At 60.9% G+C, this 16,120-nt stretch carries 17 protein-coding genes and 1 pseudogene; 12 read left to right on the top strand and 6 right to left on the bottom strand.

Annotation, left to right across the window (positions count from 1 at the left end):
• Positions 1-290: 290 nt before the first annotated feature.
• On the bottom strand, positions 291-908 hold the full coding sequence (locus tag IVA74_RS09530) for an NYN domain-containing protein (RefSeq protein ID WP_247342088.1): 618 nt from the start codon (positions 906-908) through the stop codon (positions 291-293).
• Between the two features lie 422 nt (positions 909-1,330).
• Positions 1,331-2,143: a DUF2939 domain-containing protein gene (locus tag IVA74_RS09525; RefSeq protein WP_247342085.1), complete on the bottom strand. Its 813-nt coding sequence runs from the start codon at positions 2,141-2,143 to the stop codon at positions 1,331-1,333.
• Positions 2,144-3,421: 1,278 nt separating this feature from the next.
• Here IVA74_RS09525 and IVA74_RS09520 point away from each other — a divergent pair.
• Both IVA74_RS09520 and IVA74_RS09515 read left to right on the top strand, forming a co-directional pair.
• Entirely contained in the window at positions 3,422-3,631 is a 210-nt protein-coding gene (locus tag IVA74_RS09520; protein WP_247342082.1) for a hypothetical protein, read from the top strand.
• A gap of 177 nt (positions 3,632-3,808) precedes the next feature.
• On the top strand, positions 3,809-3,976 hold the full coding sequence (locus tag IVA74_RS09515; RefSeq protein ID WP_247342079.1) for a hypothetical protein: 168 nt from the start codon (positions 3,809-3,811) through the stop codon (positions 3,974-3,976).
• A 1,110-nt stretch (positions 3,977-5,086) separates the two neighbouring features.
• Here IVA74_RS09515 and IVA74_RS09510 read toward each other — a convergent pair.
• The 4 genes from IVA74_RS09510 to IVA74_RS09495 form a co-directional block, all read right to left on the bottom strand.
• Positions 5,087-5,578: an ester cyclase gene (locus IVA74_RS09510; RefSeq protein ID WP_157642969.1), complete on the bottom strand. Its 492-nt coding sequence runs from the start codon at positions 5,576-5,578 to the stop codon at positions 5,087-5,089.
• Positions 5,579-5,690: 112 nt separating this feature from the next.
• Complete coding sequence (locus tag IVA74_RS09505; protein ID WP_346730930.1) at positions 5,691-6,653, bottom strand: aminotransferase class I/II-fold pyridoxal phosphate-dependent enzyme; 963 nt, start codon at positions 6,651-6,653, stop codon at positions 5,691-5,693.
• 268 nt (positions 6,654-6,921) lie between these two features.
• Positions 6,922-7,905 carry an MDR family oxidoreductase gene (locus tag IVA74_RS09500; RefSeq protein WP_247342075.1) on the bottom strand — a complete coding sequence of 328 codons (984 nt, stop codon included), beginning with the start codon at positions 7,903-7,905 and terminating at the stop codon, positions 6,922-6,924.
• 13 nt (positions 7,906-7,918) lie between these two features.
• Positions 7,919-8,587, bottom strand: coding sequence for a TetR/AcrR family transcriptional regulator (locus IVA74_RS09495; protein WP_247342072.1), 669 nt, complete (start codon positions 8,585-8,587; stop codon positions 7,919-7,921).
• A 235-nt stretch (positions 8,588-8,822) separates the two neighbouring features.
• Here IVA74_RS09495 and IVA74_RS40860 point away from each other — a divergent pair.
• From IVA74_RS40860 to IVA74_RS09450, 10 genes and pseudogenes are all read left to right on the top strand, one after another.
• Positions 8,823-9,326, top strand: a pseudogene (locus IVA74_RS40860) (tripartite tricarboxylate transporter substrate-binding protein); the annotation flags it as partial.
• A gap of 94 nt (positions 9,327-9,420) precedes the next feature.
• Complete coding sequence (locus IVA74_RS40855; RefSeq protein WP_253075627.1) at positions 9,421-9,816, top strand: tripartite tricarboxylate transporter substrate-binding protein; 396 nt, start codon at positions 9,421-9,423, stop codon at positions 9,814-9,816.
• A gap of 15 nt (positions 9,817-9,831) precedes the next feature.
• Positions 9,832-11,010, top strand: a complete 1,179-nt coding sequence (locus tag IVA74_RS09485) for an acyl-CoA dehydrogenase family protein (RefSeq protein ID WP_247342069.1) — start codon at positions 9,832-9,834, stop codon at positions 11,008-11,010.
• Between the two features lie 20 nt (positions 11,011-11,030).
• The gene (locus tag IVA74_RS09480) at positions 11,031-11,693 is read left to right on the top strand and encodes a 3-oxoacid CoA-transferase subunit A (RefSeq protein WP_247282258.1); all 663 of its coding nucleotides are present in this window, start codon (positions 11,031-11,033) and stop codon (positions 11,691-11,693) included.
• Positions 11,690-12,367: a 3-oxoacid CoA-transferase subunit B gene (locus tag IVA74_RS09475; protein ID WP_247342066.1), complete on the top strand. Its 678-nt coding sequence runs from the start codon at positions 11,690-11,692 to the stop codon at positions 12,365-12,367. Before IVA74_RS09480 ends, IVA74_RS09475 begins: the two co-directional genes overlap by 4 nt.
• Positions 12,364-12,942 (top strand): thiamine pyrophosphate-binding protein, encoded by a 579-nt coding sequence (locus IVA74_RS09470; protein WP_247342064.1) that lies wholly within the window; start codon positions 12,364-12,366, stop codon positions 12,940-12,942. Before IVA74_RS09475 ends, IVA74_RS09470 begins: the two co-directional genes overlap by 4 nt.
• On the top strand, positions 12,939-13,997 hold the full coding sequence (locus IVA74_RS09465; protein WP_247342061.1) for a thiamine pyrophosphate-dependent enzyme: 1,059 nt from the start codon (positions 12,939-12,941) through the stop codon (positions 13,995-13,997). The genes IVA74_RS09470 and IVA74_RS09465 overlap by 4 nt, the downstream gene beginning before the upstream one ends.
• A 32-nt stretch (positions 13,998-14,029) precedes the next feature.
• Entirely contained in the window at positions 14,030-14,542 is a 513-nt protein-coding gene (locus tag IVA74_RS09460; RefSeq protein ID WP_247342058.1) for an MOSC domain-containing protein, read from the top strand.
• Positions 14,543-15,493: a PDR/VanB family oxidoreductase gene (locus IVA74_RS09455; RefSeq protein WP_247342053.1), complete on the top strand. Its 951-nt coding sequence runs from the start codon at positions 14,543-14,545 to the stop codon at positions 15,491-15,493. It abuts the gene before it with no gap.
• Positions 15,494-15,580: 87 nt separating this feature from the next.
• On the top strand, positions 15,581-16,114 hold the full coding sequence (locus IVA74_RS09450; protein ID WP_247385366.1) for a helix-turn-helix domain-containing protein: 534 nt from the start codon (positions 15,581-15,583) through the stop codon (positions 16,112-16,114).
• Positions 16,115-16,120: the final 6 nt, after the last annotated feature.

Below are 16,120 nucleotides of genomic sequence, written 5' to 3'. Positions count from 1 at the left end.
AATGGGGATGTGGGTGCATGTGATCGCTCCAATTTGAAACAAACGCCGTCACGGGTCTGCTTATTAGCGGTGACTGAGCAATAGCGGTGCCAGGGCGCTGACATAGAAGGTCAGAACCGATGCCAATTCTTGGCACGACTTATGCTCAGGCTTTGGCACCGGGATTTTGCTCATCCCCCGGGGCTGGGAAGCCGCCGCCTGCGATTATTCAAGCAGGCGGCGTTTTTTCTTCTGAAATCGATCGTGATTAATCTGCCCAAATTGATCGAAGCGTGCGCGGCCTTAGCCGTCTAATCGTGTGGGTCGTTTCCTTTCGGCTCTTGCAAGATTTTTGGCAGGTGTCCGCGCGTTTCGCGGTCGCGCGGGGCGGGGCGTTCGGACGGGTCGCGGCCGAGCTTGGACTGGAGCTCGACGAGGTCGGTGAAGACGTCGGCCTGACGGCGCAGTTCGTCGGCGATCATCGGCGGCTGGCTGGCGATCGTGGAAATCACGGTCACCCGCACGCCGCGGCGCTGAACGGCCACGACCAGGGAGCGGAAGTCGCCGTCACCCGAGAACAGCACCATCTGGTCGATGTGCTCGGCGAGCTCCATGGCGTTCACGGCGAGCTCAATGTCCATGTTGCCCTTGACCTTGCGGCGGCCGGAGGCGTCGATGAACTCTTTGGTCGCCTTGGTGACGACGGTGTAGCCGTTGTAGTCGAGCCAGTCGATCAGGGGGCGGATCGAGGAGTACTCCTGATCCTCGATGATCGCGGTGTAGTAGAACGCCCGCGTCAGTGTCCCGCGGCTCTGAAATTCCTTCAACAGGCGCTTGTAATCGATGTCGAAGCCGAGAGTTTTCGCCGTCGCGTAGAGATTGGCTCCATCGATGAAGAGCGCGATCTTGTCCGTAGAGGAAGTTGACATTCGATTCACGCTTTCGGTGGAGCAGCTCGGAGCAAGCCTGGAAGCATCTCGGATACGCGATGCGCACGGGCGGTCGCATTCTATATAGATCACTACCGAAGATCGTCGAGTAGACAGACGCTTCAACCTTCTACTTTTTTCAAACGGTATCACGCCTTGGAAGTCTGACATCAGCCGAAAGTCGGCCTGTCAGATTTGTAACGTGTCCTATCTTTTTGCAGGTGCTTGTTTCAGAGTGCTCGCGCCGTGACCGTTGGCGATTTTGCTCTGTTTGATCTTTGGATCCACCGGCGGGTCCGCGGCTGTCGGTGGTCTGTCTCAGCTCCAGGCGGAGACGTTCTCCTGGTCGGAACCGACGAAGCCGACCCCGCAGCTCAATAGATGGCTTCTCGAGCCATGTTCCAGTTGCTGCTGACCGCTCCTTATCGCAACGGAATGAGATCTAAAGATAGGTCGGCGCGGTGGCGTCGACCTGAATGCCAGCAAGGGATTTCGGCGGTGCATCGCATGGGCCGAGACGGACATCCCGGCCATTGAGGCGGGTCTGCAGACGCTGTCGGAGCGGCTGACCGGATAGAAGCGGGGTGCCACGGAGACCTTGAAGGACTGGTCCACCGGCCACCCGAACGAGATTCCGAAAGCGCTTCGTCGCAAGCCTCATCGCGCCGGGAGTCGGTCCACGATGTTGGTGAGAATCTTGGGTGGCAGCCCGATTCCAGAGAGCTTCCAAGTTGTCCCTTCAAGATGCATGCTGATGCTGCCTGCCTCCTGGCCTCCTCCAAGCCGCAATGCAAACTCAACGGCTTCACAAAGGTGATCCGTCCGGCCAAGGCAAAGATGCTCGAGATGTCGAGCTCGGCCACTGAGGACATCGTTCCGAAAGTAATGTCCTCCGTGGCATTGCGAACAGCTCCGCTTTTCAGAAGTACCGACAGATTTTCCGAGGTCATGAGCTTGGCTGCCAGATCATCAGCGATGGTTGCACCAAAAGCGTTGATGGCTATTCGCTCGATCGGCCGCAGCTGGCGTTTTTGTCCGAGCCGGTCCAGGTAGGCCGTCATCACCTGGTCGACGATGGAATGGCGGAGGCGGGGCATATCCGTCCGAGCCAGGATTTGCGCAACATCGGCACCCCGGACTGCGGAAACCAAACCCACCAGCGAAACGAAAGCCGATCCGCCATAGATTCCTACACAGACCAGGACGGCCAACACGACGCCGATCAGCCATTTCATGGAATTGCAATGGAGCCAACTGAGCTTTGTTCCAAGGCCCGCGCGCGCCGGACGCTCGTTAACAGTCGCCAAAGGCACTCACGAGATCAATCGAAATGAGACCGACCGCAAGGCACGTCCATAAGGCTGGCGAGCTGGAACCGATACCGGCAATAAGGATGCCGACGCCGAGGACGACGATGAATGAGATCGCATAGGCAACCGCTTGGTCCATTGGTCCGAGGGCAGCTTTATGGGCATCCGACCCTTCTGCCGTCGAAACGTTCCTAATGAGCGGCCGGGCTCAAACCAAAGGACTGGTGCGGGATTTAGCCGGTGATTTCCACACCCCTTTCATCCGGGGTCCGCCAGGCCGCCACGCCAAAGCAGCCGGTCAGCAATACGGCCGTCACCAACAGCAGCACGGATAAAAAGTGGCTCATGCTTAAACTCCGCAAACCGAGACATAGCGGTGAGCGAGCACGCTCGGGCGCTTCGGAAAATCCAGACCGGCTGACCTACAGGCCGTTTTCTCCAGATTGTACACTTGTCTGTCAACACTCCATGTTGTTTCTTGTTTCGTGTTCGCGTCTGATCATGGCTTAGATGCGCCGAGCGGTCCCGAAAGGACCGGGGCCACAGCCTGTTTTTGTGACGCCCCCGCCTATGCTCGACCGCGCACCATCCCAGCAGCGATCTCACTGTTGCTTGTCTCTGGACTTCTTGTTGATCTTCTCCACCATCGTCGGTTGAGGCGCTAACCCGCCGTCGACAAGTGTCGCGGTACGATTGATCAACGCGGATTAGTGACGAGTACCGAGGCACGCTGGGGCATTGTGACAACGCGCTGCCTTCGAGGTGGCGGGTTTTTCAATTGGGCCATTACGGGTGGTTGGCGGGGCAGGTTTGAGTGGGGAATTTACACCTTCGATCTAAGTGCTAAGTGGCCTCCCGCGGTAAGGCGATAATTGCCAGCACCGGCGCGTTCGACCCACCCTTTGTGGAGGAGCCTAAGCACCATCCTTGGGGTTGCCTGATAGTTTCGGTCGCCCCGAACGCGTCCATCGGCCCCCGTTCTTGGTAGCTCGAGAGATGTGGAGGCGGCCGGCTCATCCTGCGATCCGGACCCATGTCGGAATCATGATACACACAACCAGCGGCCAGTGCCCGGCGGCGGTCAACAGTCTTTGATCAAACTACTCCCGCTGATCGCAAGCTCGGCAGGACTTTTGGATTTACTCAAATCGGGTTTCCCTCTAGCCTTCCAACATTGCGAAAATGACATTGTGGGGTTGCGTTATGTCGAGTGCCATTGAGTTGATCGTCGAAGGCTTCACCCAACTGAACGACCGGAGATCGCTTGAAGAGCTCAGAATGCACCGCCGGCGGTTGGCAGTCGATTTGAAGGCAAGGACTTTCGACTATGGTTTGTCAATCACACAGGTCGAGCAGGACATCGCGGCTATCGAAGCGGGCTTGCATACCCTTTCTGGACCAGTTGCAGGATGATCGCTGCTAAATCGCCGGGGTAGCTCCATCTGACTTCCTTCTACAAGCTGGGGCTAGATTGCGTGTGGTCGCATGTCAATTTTGGCGGGCTCTCTGATCCTCCGAAATAAAAGTACGGATCAACCCACCCCCGCTGCTTTGGCAGTACCTTATCAACCATAACGTTCGGCGGGAATCGTGAGCATCAAAGTTATCATGGCGGCAATGCTGGAGCGCGAGCTAGTTGCGCGAGGCGTACAATCATTGGGGTATTTCGATTGCGTGGAGATCGTGGAGAAGGTGCTCCAGCGCCTGATCGAACTAGATCGGCAGTTGATCTCGCGCAGCTTCGACCGACAGCATTGACCGGTTTTATCGACCCGCCCGCGCAATGGTTCAGGCCGTCAATTTGTGCACGTCCGCGCAAAGGGTAAACCCTGGTACAGGTGCTCACCCTGGCTTCGAGCTGCTCTGCTCCCGCGCAATCTCATTCTTTAACTCGCATTCCAACGCATGTGTCACGACTGCCGATCTTCTAGGAGAACATCGGAAGTTTGAATATCTCGTCCGCCAGCTTGCCGGTTTTCATTGGAGTTTCGCCCCTGGAGCAGCCCTCGAGCGCCGCCGGGGGGTGAATAGCGACGTATCTGCATCTTGTTGGCGAGAACGTCCCTGGCGTACAGCCTCTTCTTCTAGGCAGGAAACGGTTCGAAGGACACAGCCTTTCTATTGCTGCTGGCCCTTGGCGACGGAGCCGTCCTCATCGTCGGCTATGGGGCCTTTGCGGCCGCGCATAGCTATTGACCTTAGGAATCTGTGGTGGTCGCCGGCTCATGCTGGAGGGCGAATGGCAAATACAAAGGCCGCAGCGGGAGGTTTAAACCGCTGCGGCCTGCGCACGGTCGAATGAAGCCGGGTTAAAAAGACCAAGTGAAAATATGTAGCCAGCCCCGGTGACAAAAATCTGCCCTAGCTTTGTCTCGTTTGCAACCACCATTTCGGCGGAACCGAACTCCACTGAATGGACATTTAGTTCCGAGAACGGAACGATTTTGCTGTTCTCCCGGCGAGCCAGAGCGTGGCGGTGCCAAACGACAAACCCAAGCAGTGGACCGAGGCGCGGTAGACGCTGATCAAACTTTCGGCTTGGCCGCGGCTGAAATCTTAACCGAGCTTTGAGGTATATCGCGTGCGTAAAACGCGCGACAGGAGACATCGACATTTTGCTGCGAAGCGAGAGGGGTGCTGCACACAGAGTAGCCGTAAAAGGCGCTGCTAAAATTCCTCTATGCTGGCTCCGCCAAACCCTACGGGAAAGCAGGGAATGGTGAGGCCGCCGCGTCTTACCGCACAACGAGGCGCCCGCCCTGAGCGGATACTCTCGACGTCTTCGTTCTTGAAGGTTGGAGGCGTCTACATCGCTTGTCTGCGTTTCCAGAGGTGGTCCGCTCGGCGCGAAGGGTCATGGAGCATGGGCTACTTGTTTGTTGTGAATTCCGGTTCGCTAGTTGTATCCGGCGCGAGACGACCCATCAGTCCATGGATGTCGCCCAAGACCCACAGATCGCTCACCTTGTCGCCTCGAAACGTGAAGATCGGCGCACCGTACCACCACACGTGGCGTCCGGTGGGCGCGTGGCCGAACATCGGCTTTCGATGGATGCCGTGGAAGCGCAGCTTTCCCGAGACTGCGTTGTCCTCCTCGAGGAGATCGAGGATGTCAGACGTGTAGTTTTCCAGGGAGTCTGTCACCCATCTGACGTAGTCCGCGAACTGATCGAAGCCGACGAGGACAGGACCGAGAGAGCCCCGGAAGGTGAACCCAGGCTGAAATATTTCGGGGATTAGAGCAACATCCGCATTGTCCCACATTTCCTTGTAGAACTTTCGGACGATCTCTTTCTGAGGGCTTAGAGTAATCCGAGCAAAGTCCATGGCGGGCTCGAGTCCTGGCGGCGGCGCAATCATCTTTGGCCTCTCCTTGACTTACGTTCGTTGCGGGCGACCTAGAGACGAGTCAGGGACTGCTCAAGGTCGCCGAGCAAATCTGCCTCGTCTTCCAGACCAACCGAGAGGCGAATCAGGTCATCTCCGACTCCCCTTTGCAGGCGCGCTTCAGGACGAACGGCGCGCCGGGCATGAACCAGGCTCGCGGGATGCATGATAAGCGTTTCAGCATCTCCGAGACTGACGGCAAGCGTAATGAGCTTGAGGTGGTCGAGAAAACATCGGGCGGCATCAAAACCCCCGCGTAGACCAAAGGACAGCATTCCAGAGCCCGCTGCATTTGTCTCTTTGCGATTGCATGCCGCGGATGGGACGGCAGAAATGGATAATTCACCCACTCTACCGCCGAGTGGGCATCGAGCATGCGCGCAATCGCAAGTGCGTTGGACCCGTGGCGGTCCATTCGGAGAGGAAGCGTCTTGATCCCGCGCAAAATCAGAGAAGAAACCATCGGCGACATGACGGCACCGGTGATGTAGCGCAAGCCGCGATCACGTATTTTTTCGATCAACTCGGTCCGTCCCAGCAGAGCCCCTCCAAGAACGTCTCCATGCCCGCTGATATACTTGGTAAGGGAGTGGAGCACGATGTCCGCCCATTGGAGAGGCCTCTGCAGCGCGGGAGATGCAAATGTGCCGTCGACGATGACCAAGAGGCCGGCCCGCCGAGCACGTTGCGCAATGGCTTCGATGTCGAGCACGTCTCCTGTGGGATTGACCGGCGTCTCAAAGTAGACGGCTCTACTGCGAGATGTGAGAACAGTATCCAGATTGGCGGGGTCATTGAGATCGACAGGGATGGTCTTTATGCCGAAGCGCGGCAAGCCCTGTTCCGTCATGGTCGTCGTATTCGAATATAAGGTCCGATGGACGATGAGTTCGTCATCTTGGGATAGGAGCGAAAGTACCAAGGCACCGAACGCGGCCATTCCCGAGGCCAGTACGACGGCGTCTTCGGCACCCTCCAAGTTTGCCAAACGGGATTCCAGCAATGCGGTCGTCGGATTGAACTCCCGCCCATACAGTTTGCCCCCCAATGCGGCCACCGCATCTAATTCGGCGAGCTGTCGAAGGCGAAGGTCGACGTCATATGAATGGGATGGGATAACGCGCGAGAGTGATGGCCAGGGTCATACCCATGGTGGATCGCTCGCGTCGAGAACCCGAACGCAGGTTCATCCGTTCCAATTAGTTCCGAAGCAGCCATATTTGGGGATCTCCCATTTTTTGGACGAGCGGTCATTGCTTTCAGATTTCCCCCGAGGCGGACCGCCACGGTCGCATCGCTCTACTTTTCGGACGATGTCATCTATTGACGTTAACGACGGTGCGCCCGCGCACTTGGCCACTCATCAGGCTGCCAGCCGCGGCGACGACCTCATTCAGACCGATCTCGACCGCCGTCTTCTCCAGATCGGCTTCGGTTAGCAAGGAAGCGAGACGATCCCAGGCTTCGACGCGTTCTGCCTTCGAGCGGGTCACGCTGTTGATGCCGAACAGCGCCACTCCTCGCAGGATGAAAGGGGCGACGCTTGCGGGAAATTCCAATCCTTGCGCCATGCCGCACGCGGCGACCGCTCCGTCCGGTTTGATTCCGGCGCAAACATTGGCGAGCGTATGGCTGCCTACTGAGTCGATCGCGGCGATCCATCGTTCCTTCTGCAGCGGCTTGCCGGGCTGTGACAATTGTGACCGGTCGATGATCTCGGCAGCGCCCAGGCTCTTGAGATAGGGCTCCTCGTCCGGTCGGCCGGTCGAAGCCACGACGCGGAAACCGAGCTTGTGGAGAAGCATGATCACGATGCTGCCGACGCCTCCGCCGGCCCCGGTCACCAGCACGTCGCCCGCGCCTGGACGGATGCCATACTTCTCGAGGGCTACGACCGACAGCATCGCGGTATAGCCCGCGGTACCGATGATCATCGCGCGGCGGGAAGGCATCGAGGGCGGCAGCTTGATCAACCAGTCGGCCTTGACCTTTGCTCGCTGCGCCAGGCCGCCCCAATGTTGTTCGCCGACACCCCAGCCGTTGAGAACTACGCGGTCCCCCGGCGTGTAGGTCGGGTCGGAGCTCGACGACACCACGCCAGCGAAGTCGATCCCGGGCACCAGCGGGAAGAATCTCACGATCGGGCCCTTGCCGGTAATCGCGAGGCCATCCTTGTAGTTCAGCGTGCTGAACTCGACTTCGACCGTCACCTCACCGTCGGGGAGGCGGCTGTCCGGTAATTCAGCGACGTCGGCGCGATATCCCCGCTCGTCCTTCTCGATCAACACGGCTTTGAACAACTCGAACTCCTCTTCACGATTTTCTTCTGGACCTGGCCTTCGGCTCGTCCGGACGCGGCAGGCCGGCGACGAAACCGGCGATGAAGGTATCGAGCGGGAGGCCGTTCTTGACGAGGCGCGCACGCATCACCGCTCCCTCCCAACCGATCCAGAAAAACTCAGCCAAGGCATCGCAGTCCGCGCTGCCGATCTCGCCAGCCTCGTATGCGCGTGCCAGGCAATGCGCCACCTTCCGCTGCCATCCTTTGACGATCTCGTCCAAGGCGGACCTGTAATCGTCGGGCAGCGCTTCGACCTCTTGGCTGAGGTTTCCGACGAGGCAGCCGCGCGTATAGCTGTATTTCGCCATGCCCGCTTTGGCGCCTTCGACGAAAGCTCGCATGCGCGCCAACGGCGCAAGCGTTCCGTCGTCCAGGGCGCGGTCCAGCTTGTGTCGGAAGAAGGAGTCGTAGGCCTTCATGATTTCGCGGCCGTAGTCGGCCTTGCTTTCGAAGTAGTGGTAGAACGAACCCTTTGGCACGGTGGCGCGGCGCAGCAGCGCGTCCAGGCCCGTAGCTGCAAAACCTTGTTGGGTCATCACCTCCATTCCGCAACGGATCAGAACGTCGCGGGTCGGCGCATAGCCGACTTGGTTTCGGCCCTGCCCATTGAGCTCGCGGTGGCTGTCTGTAGATTTCGCCATTTGTGTTCTCTGTAGACCGATCGTCTAGAACACAACGACGGGGTTTGGCAACCCTGGAAGGTCGGGCTGCGGGGCGGCACATTCGGCCTCAATGTGGCGTAGCAGGCATGATGCACCCTTTTTCCGCAGCGTTTGGCCGGTCAATGTGCGCCTCCTGGGCGGATCACGATCGTTTCACACTTGACACAAAGTGTCCTTGGCTTGAAGGTGGGTCGTCCTTCGAAGGAGGTGCTGCATGTTTCGATCGTTCCGAAAAACTGCCTCGATTGGCGCCGGCGCCGCCGTTCTTTGTCTCGGCTTCCTTGCTGGACCGATCGAGGCCGCCGATGCTTATCCCTCAACCACGATCAAGCTGGTCGTCGGATTTCCCCCCGGAGGGCCAACGGACATCATCGGCCGGGTGATCGGTCGTCTGCTGGCGAAGGAGTTGAACCAGAACGTCATCGTCGAGAACAACGGCGGCGCCGGGGGCATGATCGCCGCGTCCAACGTCTCCCGCGCAAACCCTGACGGCTACACGCTTCTCGTCGCGGTGGAGTCCTCGAATACTCGCGCAAAGGCACTGTATTCGTCGGTGCGCTACGATCAGCAGAAGGGCTTCACCTATATCCGCAAGGTTGCGAAACAGCGGAACCTGCTCGTGGTGAACCCGAAGCTTCCAGTGTCCACTGTTCCGGAACTCGTGGCCTATCTGAAAGCGCACCCTGGAGAAGTAAACTTCGGCGGCACGTTCGGCGCGACGTCCCATGTCGGCGGCACGCTGTTCGACATGGCCTATGATACGAAGATGACGTTCATCCTATTCGGGCGGCAATCAACCGATCGTCGATTGCATGTCGGGCATCCTGCAGGTGGGCTTCTTCACCGAAGCCACGATCGGCCAGCAGGTCAAGGCCGGATCCCTGAAGGCGCTCGCGGTGACGTCGGCCGACCGGTCGCCGGCCTTCCCGGATCTGCCGACGATCGAGCAGGCCGCTGGCAAGCCTCTCGATATCTCGCCGTGGTTCGGGGTCGCGGGTCCGCCGAACCTTCCCGCGGACGTCGTCGTCAAGGTTGGCGCCGCACTTGACAAGGCTTCGAGCGACCCGGAATTCTTCAAGCAACTGGAAACGATCGGCGCCACGCTGATCACAGGTTCAACGGTCTCGACCTTCACGGCCGAGGTCGGACAGGAAGAGGCCTACTGGAATAAGTGGGCCAAGGACATTGGGGCGCCTCTTCAGAAGTAGCTCGAAGGATCTCCTGTGGACTTCTATTACCAGTATGACGTTCATCTCTCCGCCGAAGAGCGTGATCACGTGGCGAAGGCGCGGGCGTTCTGCGCCGGTGCCTTCTCCGAGAGCGTCTTCGCCGCGCACGTGTCAGGTGACGCGTTCCCGCAGAGGTGGATCGCCGAGTGGGCCGCTCTCGGCATGCTGGGCCTCCAGGCCAAGCGCGCTCACGGTGGCTTGGAAGCGTCTTATTTGTGCAAAGTCCGCGTTGCGCAGGAAATGGCGCACCACGGGTTTGCGGCAGCGTTCTGCCTGAACCACCATCAAGGCGGAGCGACGCGCCTATCACAAACCGGTACGTCGATCCAGATCGAGCGCCTGCTGCAGCCCGCGTTGCGCGGCGAGCTTCTTCTGACAACCGCCATGACGGAGCCAGCTGGTGGCAGCGATGTCTCCGCCCTGACCACCACCGCGGTTCCAGTCAACGGCGGCTGGGCTCTGAGCGGCACCAAGGCGTGGATGACCAACGGCCTGCTGGTCGGTGGTCTGATCGTCCTGGCCCGCGTCGGAGACGCTGCGGGGACCGGTGAGATCGCCAGCTTTTACGTGCCTTTCGGCCAAGCCGAGACGGTGAAGCGGACCGAGATCGTCGTTCCCGGAGCGCGTTCCTTCCGTCTGGCCGAAGTGGCCTTTGACGCCCACTTCATTCCCGATTGGTGTCTGATCGCAGCGCCCGGCGCCGCGCTCAAGGCATCGATGGCATCGGTCAACGCGGCCCGCGTTCACGTGGCCGCCATGTGCGTCGCAACTCTGCATGCGGCGCTGTGCGAGGCGGTGGACTACTGCGAAGGCCGGCAGGCCTTCGGAAAGCCGCTGACCGGACATCAGGGCCTGCGCTGGGAGCTGGCGGAGGTGTCGGTCCGGCTTGAGGCCGCCAACGCGCTCGTCTTCCGCGCCGCCGAGCAGATACAGACCGGGGGAAATCCGGTCGCGCTCGCGGCGCAAGCCAAGAAGTTCGCTGTCGATACCGCGCTTTGGGGCATCGATCAGTGCGTCCGGATCGTGGGCGCGACGGGCGCCGGCGCAGCCCACCGCCTGAACATGCATTTCGCCGAGGTCCGGATGGCGGCCTACGCCGACGGCACCAACCAGATGCTGCTCGACCGGGTCGGCCGTGGCCTGTCCACGACGTACCTCAAATCAATCCCGTAGCAGAGACGGCGGATTTAACGATGCGCAACGTAGTGGTTGAAGACGCGGCGGCGGCTGTGGAAGGCATCAAGGACGGCGACGCCGTCATGATGGGTGGGTTCGGCGGAGCGGGGCTTCCGCTCGGAGTGGTCAAGGCGGTGCTCGACCGGGGCGTCCGCGACCTGACGCTGATATCGAACAACGCCGGCTCCACGGAGGACGATCTGTCGCTGTGGTTCGAAGCCAGGATCGTTCGCAAGATCGTCTGCTCCTATCCGCGCAGCGCCAAGCAGTTCGCCGAGCAATATCGTGCCGGCACGGTCGAGCTCGAACTCGTTCCGCAGGGCACGTTGGTGGAGCGCATCCGGGCGGGCGGCGCCGGTCTCGGCGGCTTCCTTTCTCCCGTCGGCGTCGGAACGGTATTCGCTGACGGCAAGGAGAGGATCGTCGTCGACGGACGCGAATTTATTCTTGAGCTACCGCTTCATGCAGATTTCGCTTTCGTCAAAGGTCATCTCGCCGACACGCTCGGCAACGTCACCTATAACAAGACCGCGCGCAACCACTGCGCGGTGATGGCGACCGCCGGCCGGACGGTCGCCGTGGAAGTCGACCGCGTGGTCAACGTCGGCGATTTGGATCCGGAAGCCATAGTCACTCCATGCATCTTCGTCGATCGCGTTTTCGCAAGGAGCTCCCGATGACACCGCTTGCACGCGATGCGCTGGCGCGCATGGTCGCACTTCATCTGCCGCAGGAAGGATTCGTCAATCTCGGTATCGGCGCCCCGACGCACGTCGCTGACTACCTGCCGGAGGGGTCTGGCGTGATCCTTCACAGCGAGAACGGAGTCCTCAACGTGGGTCCGAAGCCGGCTGCGGGCGAAGAGGACTGGGATCTCATCAATGCAGGGAAGATGCCCATCTCGCTCCGGACCGGCGGTTCCTACTTCGACTCCAGCCTCTCGTTCGCGATGATGCGAGGCGGTCATCTCGACGTGGCCGTGCTCGGCGCCTTTCAGGTGTCCAAGGACGGTGATCTCGCCAACTGGACGACGGGTGACAACGGGTCTCCGCCCGGCATCGGCGGAGCCATCGATCTGGCGGTCGGCGCCAAGTCGATCTGGGTAATGATGGACCACACCACCAAGGATGGCCGCTCCCGCATCGTGGAGCGATGTGGGTATCCGCTCACGGCGCGCGGAGTGGTGACCCGCATCTTCACCAACCTCTGCATCATCGACGTAACCGAGGATGGCCTTGCCGTTCGGGCCCTACTTGACGGCCTCGCGATCGAGGCACTGCGAGATCGGACGGAGGCGCCACTGCGCGTCATGGGCGATCCCCTGACCATCAGGCAGGACGGGAGCGTCGCATGACCTATCGCGTCGCGGAACTCGTCGCGGACTGTCTCGTCGCGCACGGGGTGGACAGGGCCTTCGGCGTCCCGGGAGAAAGCTTTCTGGCGCTGCTGGACGCGCTGCGCGACCGTAACGATTTCGATCTGGTGACTTGCCGGCACGAAGGAAGCGCGAGCCTCGCGGCGGTCGCTGACGCCAAACTCACAGGGCGCGCAGGCGTCGTGATGACGAGCCGTGGTCCGGGCGCCTTCAACGCAGCGCTCGGGTTGCATGTGGCCGCGCAGGAGGCGATTCCGCTGGTGATGCTGATCGGTCAGGTCGATCGTCCGAACCTCGCAAGGAACGCGGTGCAGGAGATCGACTGTGGCCGATCTTTCGATGGCGTGCTGAAGTGGTCGGTGCGTCTGAGCTCGGCGGATCTCGTTCCAGAGATGATGGCCCGCGCGTTCGCCGTGGCCCATGCGGGAACGCCAGGTCCCGTCGCCATCGAACTGCCGGAAGATCTCCTTGAAGGGGATTTGTGGCCAGAGCCAACGGAGCTGTGCGTCCGGAGCCCGGTGCTGCGGCCATTGAACAGGCGAGGGCGGCGTTGAGGGCCGCGGAGCGGCCGATCCTGCTGGTCGGAGGCGAATGCCGGACGGCATCGTTCCGCCAAGATCTGATCGCGTTTTCCGAGAAATGGAACGTGCCGGTCGTCACTATGAACAAAATGCAGGACCAGTTCCCGAACTCTCACCCGCTGTGGGCGGGTCAGTTCGGGTTCTTCACGTCTCAGCCTCATGTGAAACTGCTCGAACGCGCCGACCTCGTCGTTGCCGTCGGAACACGTCTGGGCGATCTGTCCTCGCTCGGCTTTGCGTTTCCGAGACAGGCCGAGCCTCGCCAGCCATTGGTCCATGTCTATCCAGATCCCGATGCGATCGGAAAGCGCGTCCGAACCGACGTCGCGGTCGTCTCTGGATCGCATGCATTCGTGTCGGCCATGCTCGCAGCTCCCGCGACGGCGCGGGCCTGCGCCGAGTGGTCCTCCGCGGCTGCCGCGGCGCGGACGGCCACGCATGGTTGGCCTCAGTTCGGCGTACCATCGGCGGACGTCTTCGGTCACGCGGTGGCGGCGATCGCCGCGCACTTCAGGCCCGATGGCATCGTCACGACGGATTCAGGCAATTTCGCCGGATGGGTCCATCGCATCTTCAGCCTCGAGCCGACCGCGCGGCTGCTCGGCTCGGCTTGCGGGGCGATGGGCAGTGGGGTCCCGTCCGGGCTCGCTGCCAGCCTTCGCTTTCCGGAGCGGCAGGTGGTTGCCTTCTGCGGAGACGGCGGCTTCCTGATGACGGGCAATGAGCTTGCGACGGCCTTCGCCAGAGGCGCGAACCTCACGATCGTCGTATCCAATAACCAGTCCTACGGGACCATCCGGTCGCACCAGGAGCGTGCCTATCCCGATCGTCCGTACGGCACGGATCTTTCGAATCCCGACTTTGCCGCTTTGGCGCGCGCCTTCGGCGCGACCGGCTTCGTCATCGAGGATGCGGAATGTGCCCCCGGGACCGTCGCGGAGGCGATGACGACCAAGGGACCGGTCGTCATCGAGGTGCGATCAGACGTGCGCCAGACCCTTGACAAATCGCTCGCCGCATCACGTTGAGACCAGTTCGGATTAAGGCCCATGGAGAGAACATGATGGACGCGACCGCAATCGATGAGCCCGAGGTCACCATGTCCTGGCAGGGCGTCGTCCGCTTTTTGCACAAGACCCCGCGTGCCTTTTTGCCGATGCGCTCGTTTCCCTCGCTCGAGCTCGTCGCTGGACGCGGTATCGAGGGCGATCGATATTTCGCCGGCCAGGAAACAGGATTCTACTCCCACAAGCCGGAGGAGGGGCGGCAGGTCACCCTGTTCGAGATGGAGACGCTCGAGGCCCTGCAACGCGACCACAAGATTGAGTTGCTGCCCGAGGAACATCGCCGGAACGTCACCGTCGAAGGCGTCCCGCTGAATCATCTCGTCGGCCGTCGCTTCCGGCTCGGAGAAGCGATTGTCGAGGCGACCCGCCTTTCAACGCCGTGCCGGCACATCGAGGAGATACTCGGCAAGTCCGTCTTCGATCCGTTGATCAACCGGTCGGGGCTAAACTGCAAGATCATCGCAGGGGGCACGCTACGCGTAGGCGACGCCGTGAGGCCGATCTAGATGGCGAAGGCGATCAAGACGGTCTCCACCGTCGTCTCGAAGGTCGAGGATCTCGGCAACGACACCAAGCGCTTCACGCTGGTCGACCAGGACGATTGGGAGCTGCCACCCTTTCGGGCCGGGGCCCATATGGACGTTCACCTGGACCAGGGTCTCGTCCGGACCTATTCGCTCTGCAATGAACCGGACGATGATCGGCGCTACGTGATCGCGGTGAAGCGCGAACGCGAAGGACGCGGCGGCTCGAACTTCCTGCACGATCGCGTGGAGGCGGGACAGCCGATTTCGGTCTCGCTGCCGCGCGGCGGGATCGCACTGGACCAGGAGGGAACGAACGTATTCCTCGCGGGAGGCATCGGTGTAACCCCGTTCATCTCCGCAATTCGGCATCTCGAACGACGAGGGCGCTCGAACTACGTGCTGCACTGGACCAGCCGCGGACGACCGGTCCTGACCGACATGATCGCGCCGGCAATCGGAGCAGGCCGTGTCCGCCTCTACGATACGACCGCGCAGGCCAAGCCCGTCATCGCCGAAATTGTCGGGGAATTTGCCAGATGTGGCCTAGCGGCCTGCTGCGGACCCGCAGCGATGCTGAAGGCTTTCGAAGATGCCGTCTCGGCCTGGCCGGAAAAGCGCAAACACATCGAAATGTTCACCCCGCCCAAGGCCATCGCCCGAAGCGACGTGCCTCCCTACGAGCTGTATCTGTCGGCGAGCCAGAAGCTTGCAACTGTCACGCCAGATGTTGGTCTTCTCGGAACGCTCGATGCCCTCGGCGTCGACGTCCCCGTGTCCTGCGGCGGCGGCATCTGTGGCGCCTGCCGCACGCGCTGGACCGAAGGGCCCCCCATCCATCGCGATCGCGTGCTTTCGCCTGCTGAGCGGCAGAATGAGCTCATCGTCTGCGTGGGCGATTGCGCCGGACAACGGCTAGTGCTGGATCTGTGATCAGTCGGCACCCGTTCTAAGGTTTGAACTATCGGTGGTTTGGTGCGAGATCGATGCGGGCAATAACTTGGGAAAGAGCCGAGCGCAATGACACTCAACCTCAAATTCCTTCGCGTGCAGAGCGGCATGACGCTGGAGCAGCTTGCCGCCGATTCCGGTTTGACCCGCAGCTATCTTTCCAAGCTGGAACGCGGGCTCTCCTCTCCGTCGATAGGCTCCGCCCTCAAGATCGCCGCGGCTCTCGGAACGACCTTAGACCGCTTCTACGGCCAGCCGGACGACCACGACCCGATCACGATTGTCCGCGCGAAGAACGGGAAGGCCGGCGACGTCGACACGCACCTGTCGCTAGTCGCCGGTCTGGCTCCCGACCGCACCATGCGCGCCTTTATCGTGCGACCGACCAAGACGGCGAAACGCGGTCGCATCATGAGTCACCACGAAGGTGAGGAAATCCTGTTCATTCTCTCCGGCCGGATCGAGCTCGTCATCGGAAAGCGCAAGGAGACATTGAAGCCGGGCGATTGCGTCCAGTTCGACTCCACGATTCCGCACAAACTGACGCAGGTGTCTTCCGAACCAGCCTCGGCGCTCGTCGTGATAGCGACCAAAACCAACTAGAGGTGC

Origin of the sequence: Bradyrhizobium sp. 132 (genome assembly GCF_023074185.1) — a bacterium.
Lineage (GTDB): Bacteria > Pseudomonadota > Alphaproteobacteria > Rhizobiales > Xanthobacteraceae > Bradyrhizobium.
Note: the sequence above shows the minus strand (reverse complement) of the source record. Positions and strands in the feature narration are given on the sequence as shown.

Bases quoted from the DNA above. Each gene is read 5' to 3' on its own strand.
- IVA74_RS09530 (WP_247342088.1), bottom strand. From the start codon at position 908: ATGTCAACTTCCTCTACGGACAAGATCGCGCTCTTCATCGATGGAGCC.
- IVA74_RS09525 (WP_247342085.1), bottom strand. From the start codon at position 2,143: ATGAAATGGCTGATCGGCGTCGTGTTGGCCGTCCTGGTCTGTGTAGGA.
- IVA74_RS09520 (WP_247342082.1), top strand. From the start codon at position 3,422: ATGTCGAGTGCCATTGAGTTGATCGTCGAAGGCTTCACCCAACTGAAC.
- IVA74_RS09510 (WP_157642969.1), bottom strand. From the start codon at position 5,578: ATGATTGCGCCGCCGCCAGGACTCGAGCCCGCCATGGACTTTGCTCGG.
- IVA74_RS09495 (WP_247342072.1), bottom strand. From the start codon at position 8,587: ATGGCGAAATCTACAGACAGCCACCGCGAGCTCAATGGGCAGGGCCGA.
- IVA74_RS40855 (WP_253075627.1), top strand. From the start codon at position 9,421: ATGTCGGGCATCCTGCAGGTGGGCTTCTTCACCGAAGCCACGATCGGC.
- IVA74_RS09480 (WP_247282258.1), top strand. From the start codon at position 11,031: ATGCGCAACGTAGTGGTTGAAGACGCGGCGGCGGCTGTGGAAGGCATC.
- IVA74_RS09475 (WP_247342066.1), top strand. From the start codon at position 11,690: ATGACACCGCTTGCACGCGATGCGCTGGCGCGCATGGTCGCACTTCAT.
- IVA74_RS09470 (WP_247342064.1), top strand. From the start codon at position 12,364: ATGACCTATCGCGTCGCGGAACTCGTCGCGGACTGTCTCGTCGCGCAC.
- IVA74_RS09460 (WP_247342058.1), top strand. From the start codon at position 14,030: ATGATGGACGCGACCGCAATCGATGAGCCCGAGGTCACCATGTCCTGG.
- IVA74_RS09455 (WP_247342053.1), top strand. From the start codon at position 14,543: ATGGCGAAGGCGATCAAGACGGTCTCCACCGTCGTCTCGAAGGTCGAG.
- IVA74_RS09450 (WP_247385366.1), top strand. From the start codon at position 15,581: ATGACACTCAACCTCAAATTCCTTCGCGTGCAGAGCGGCATGACGCTG.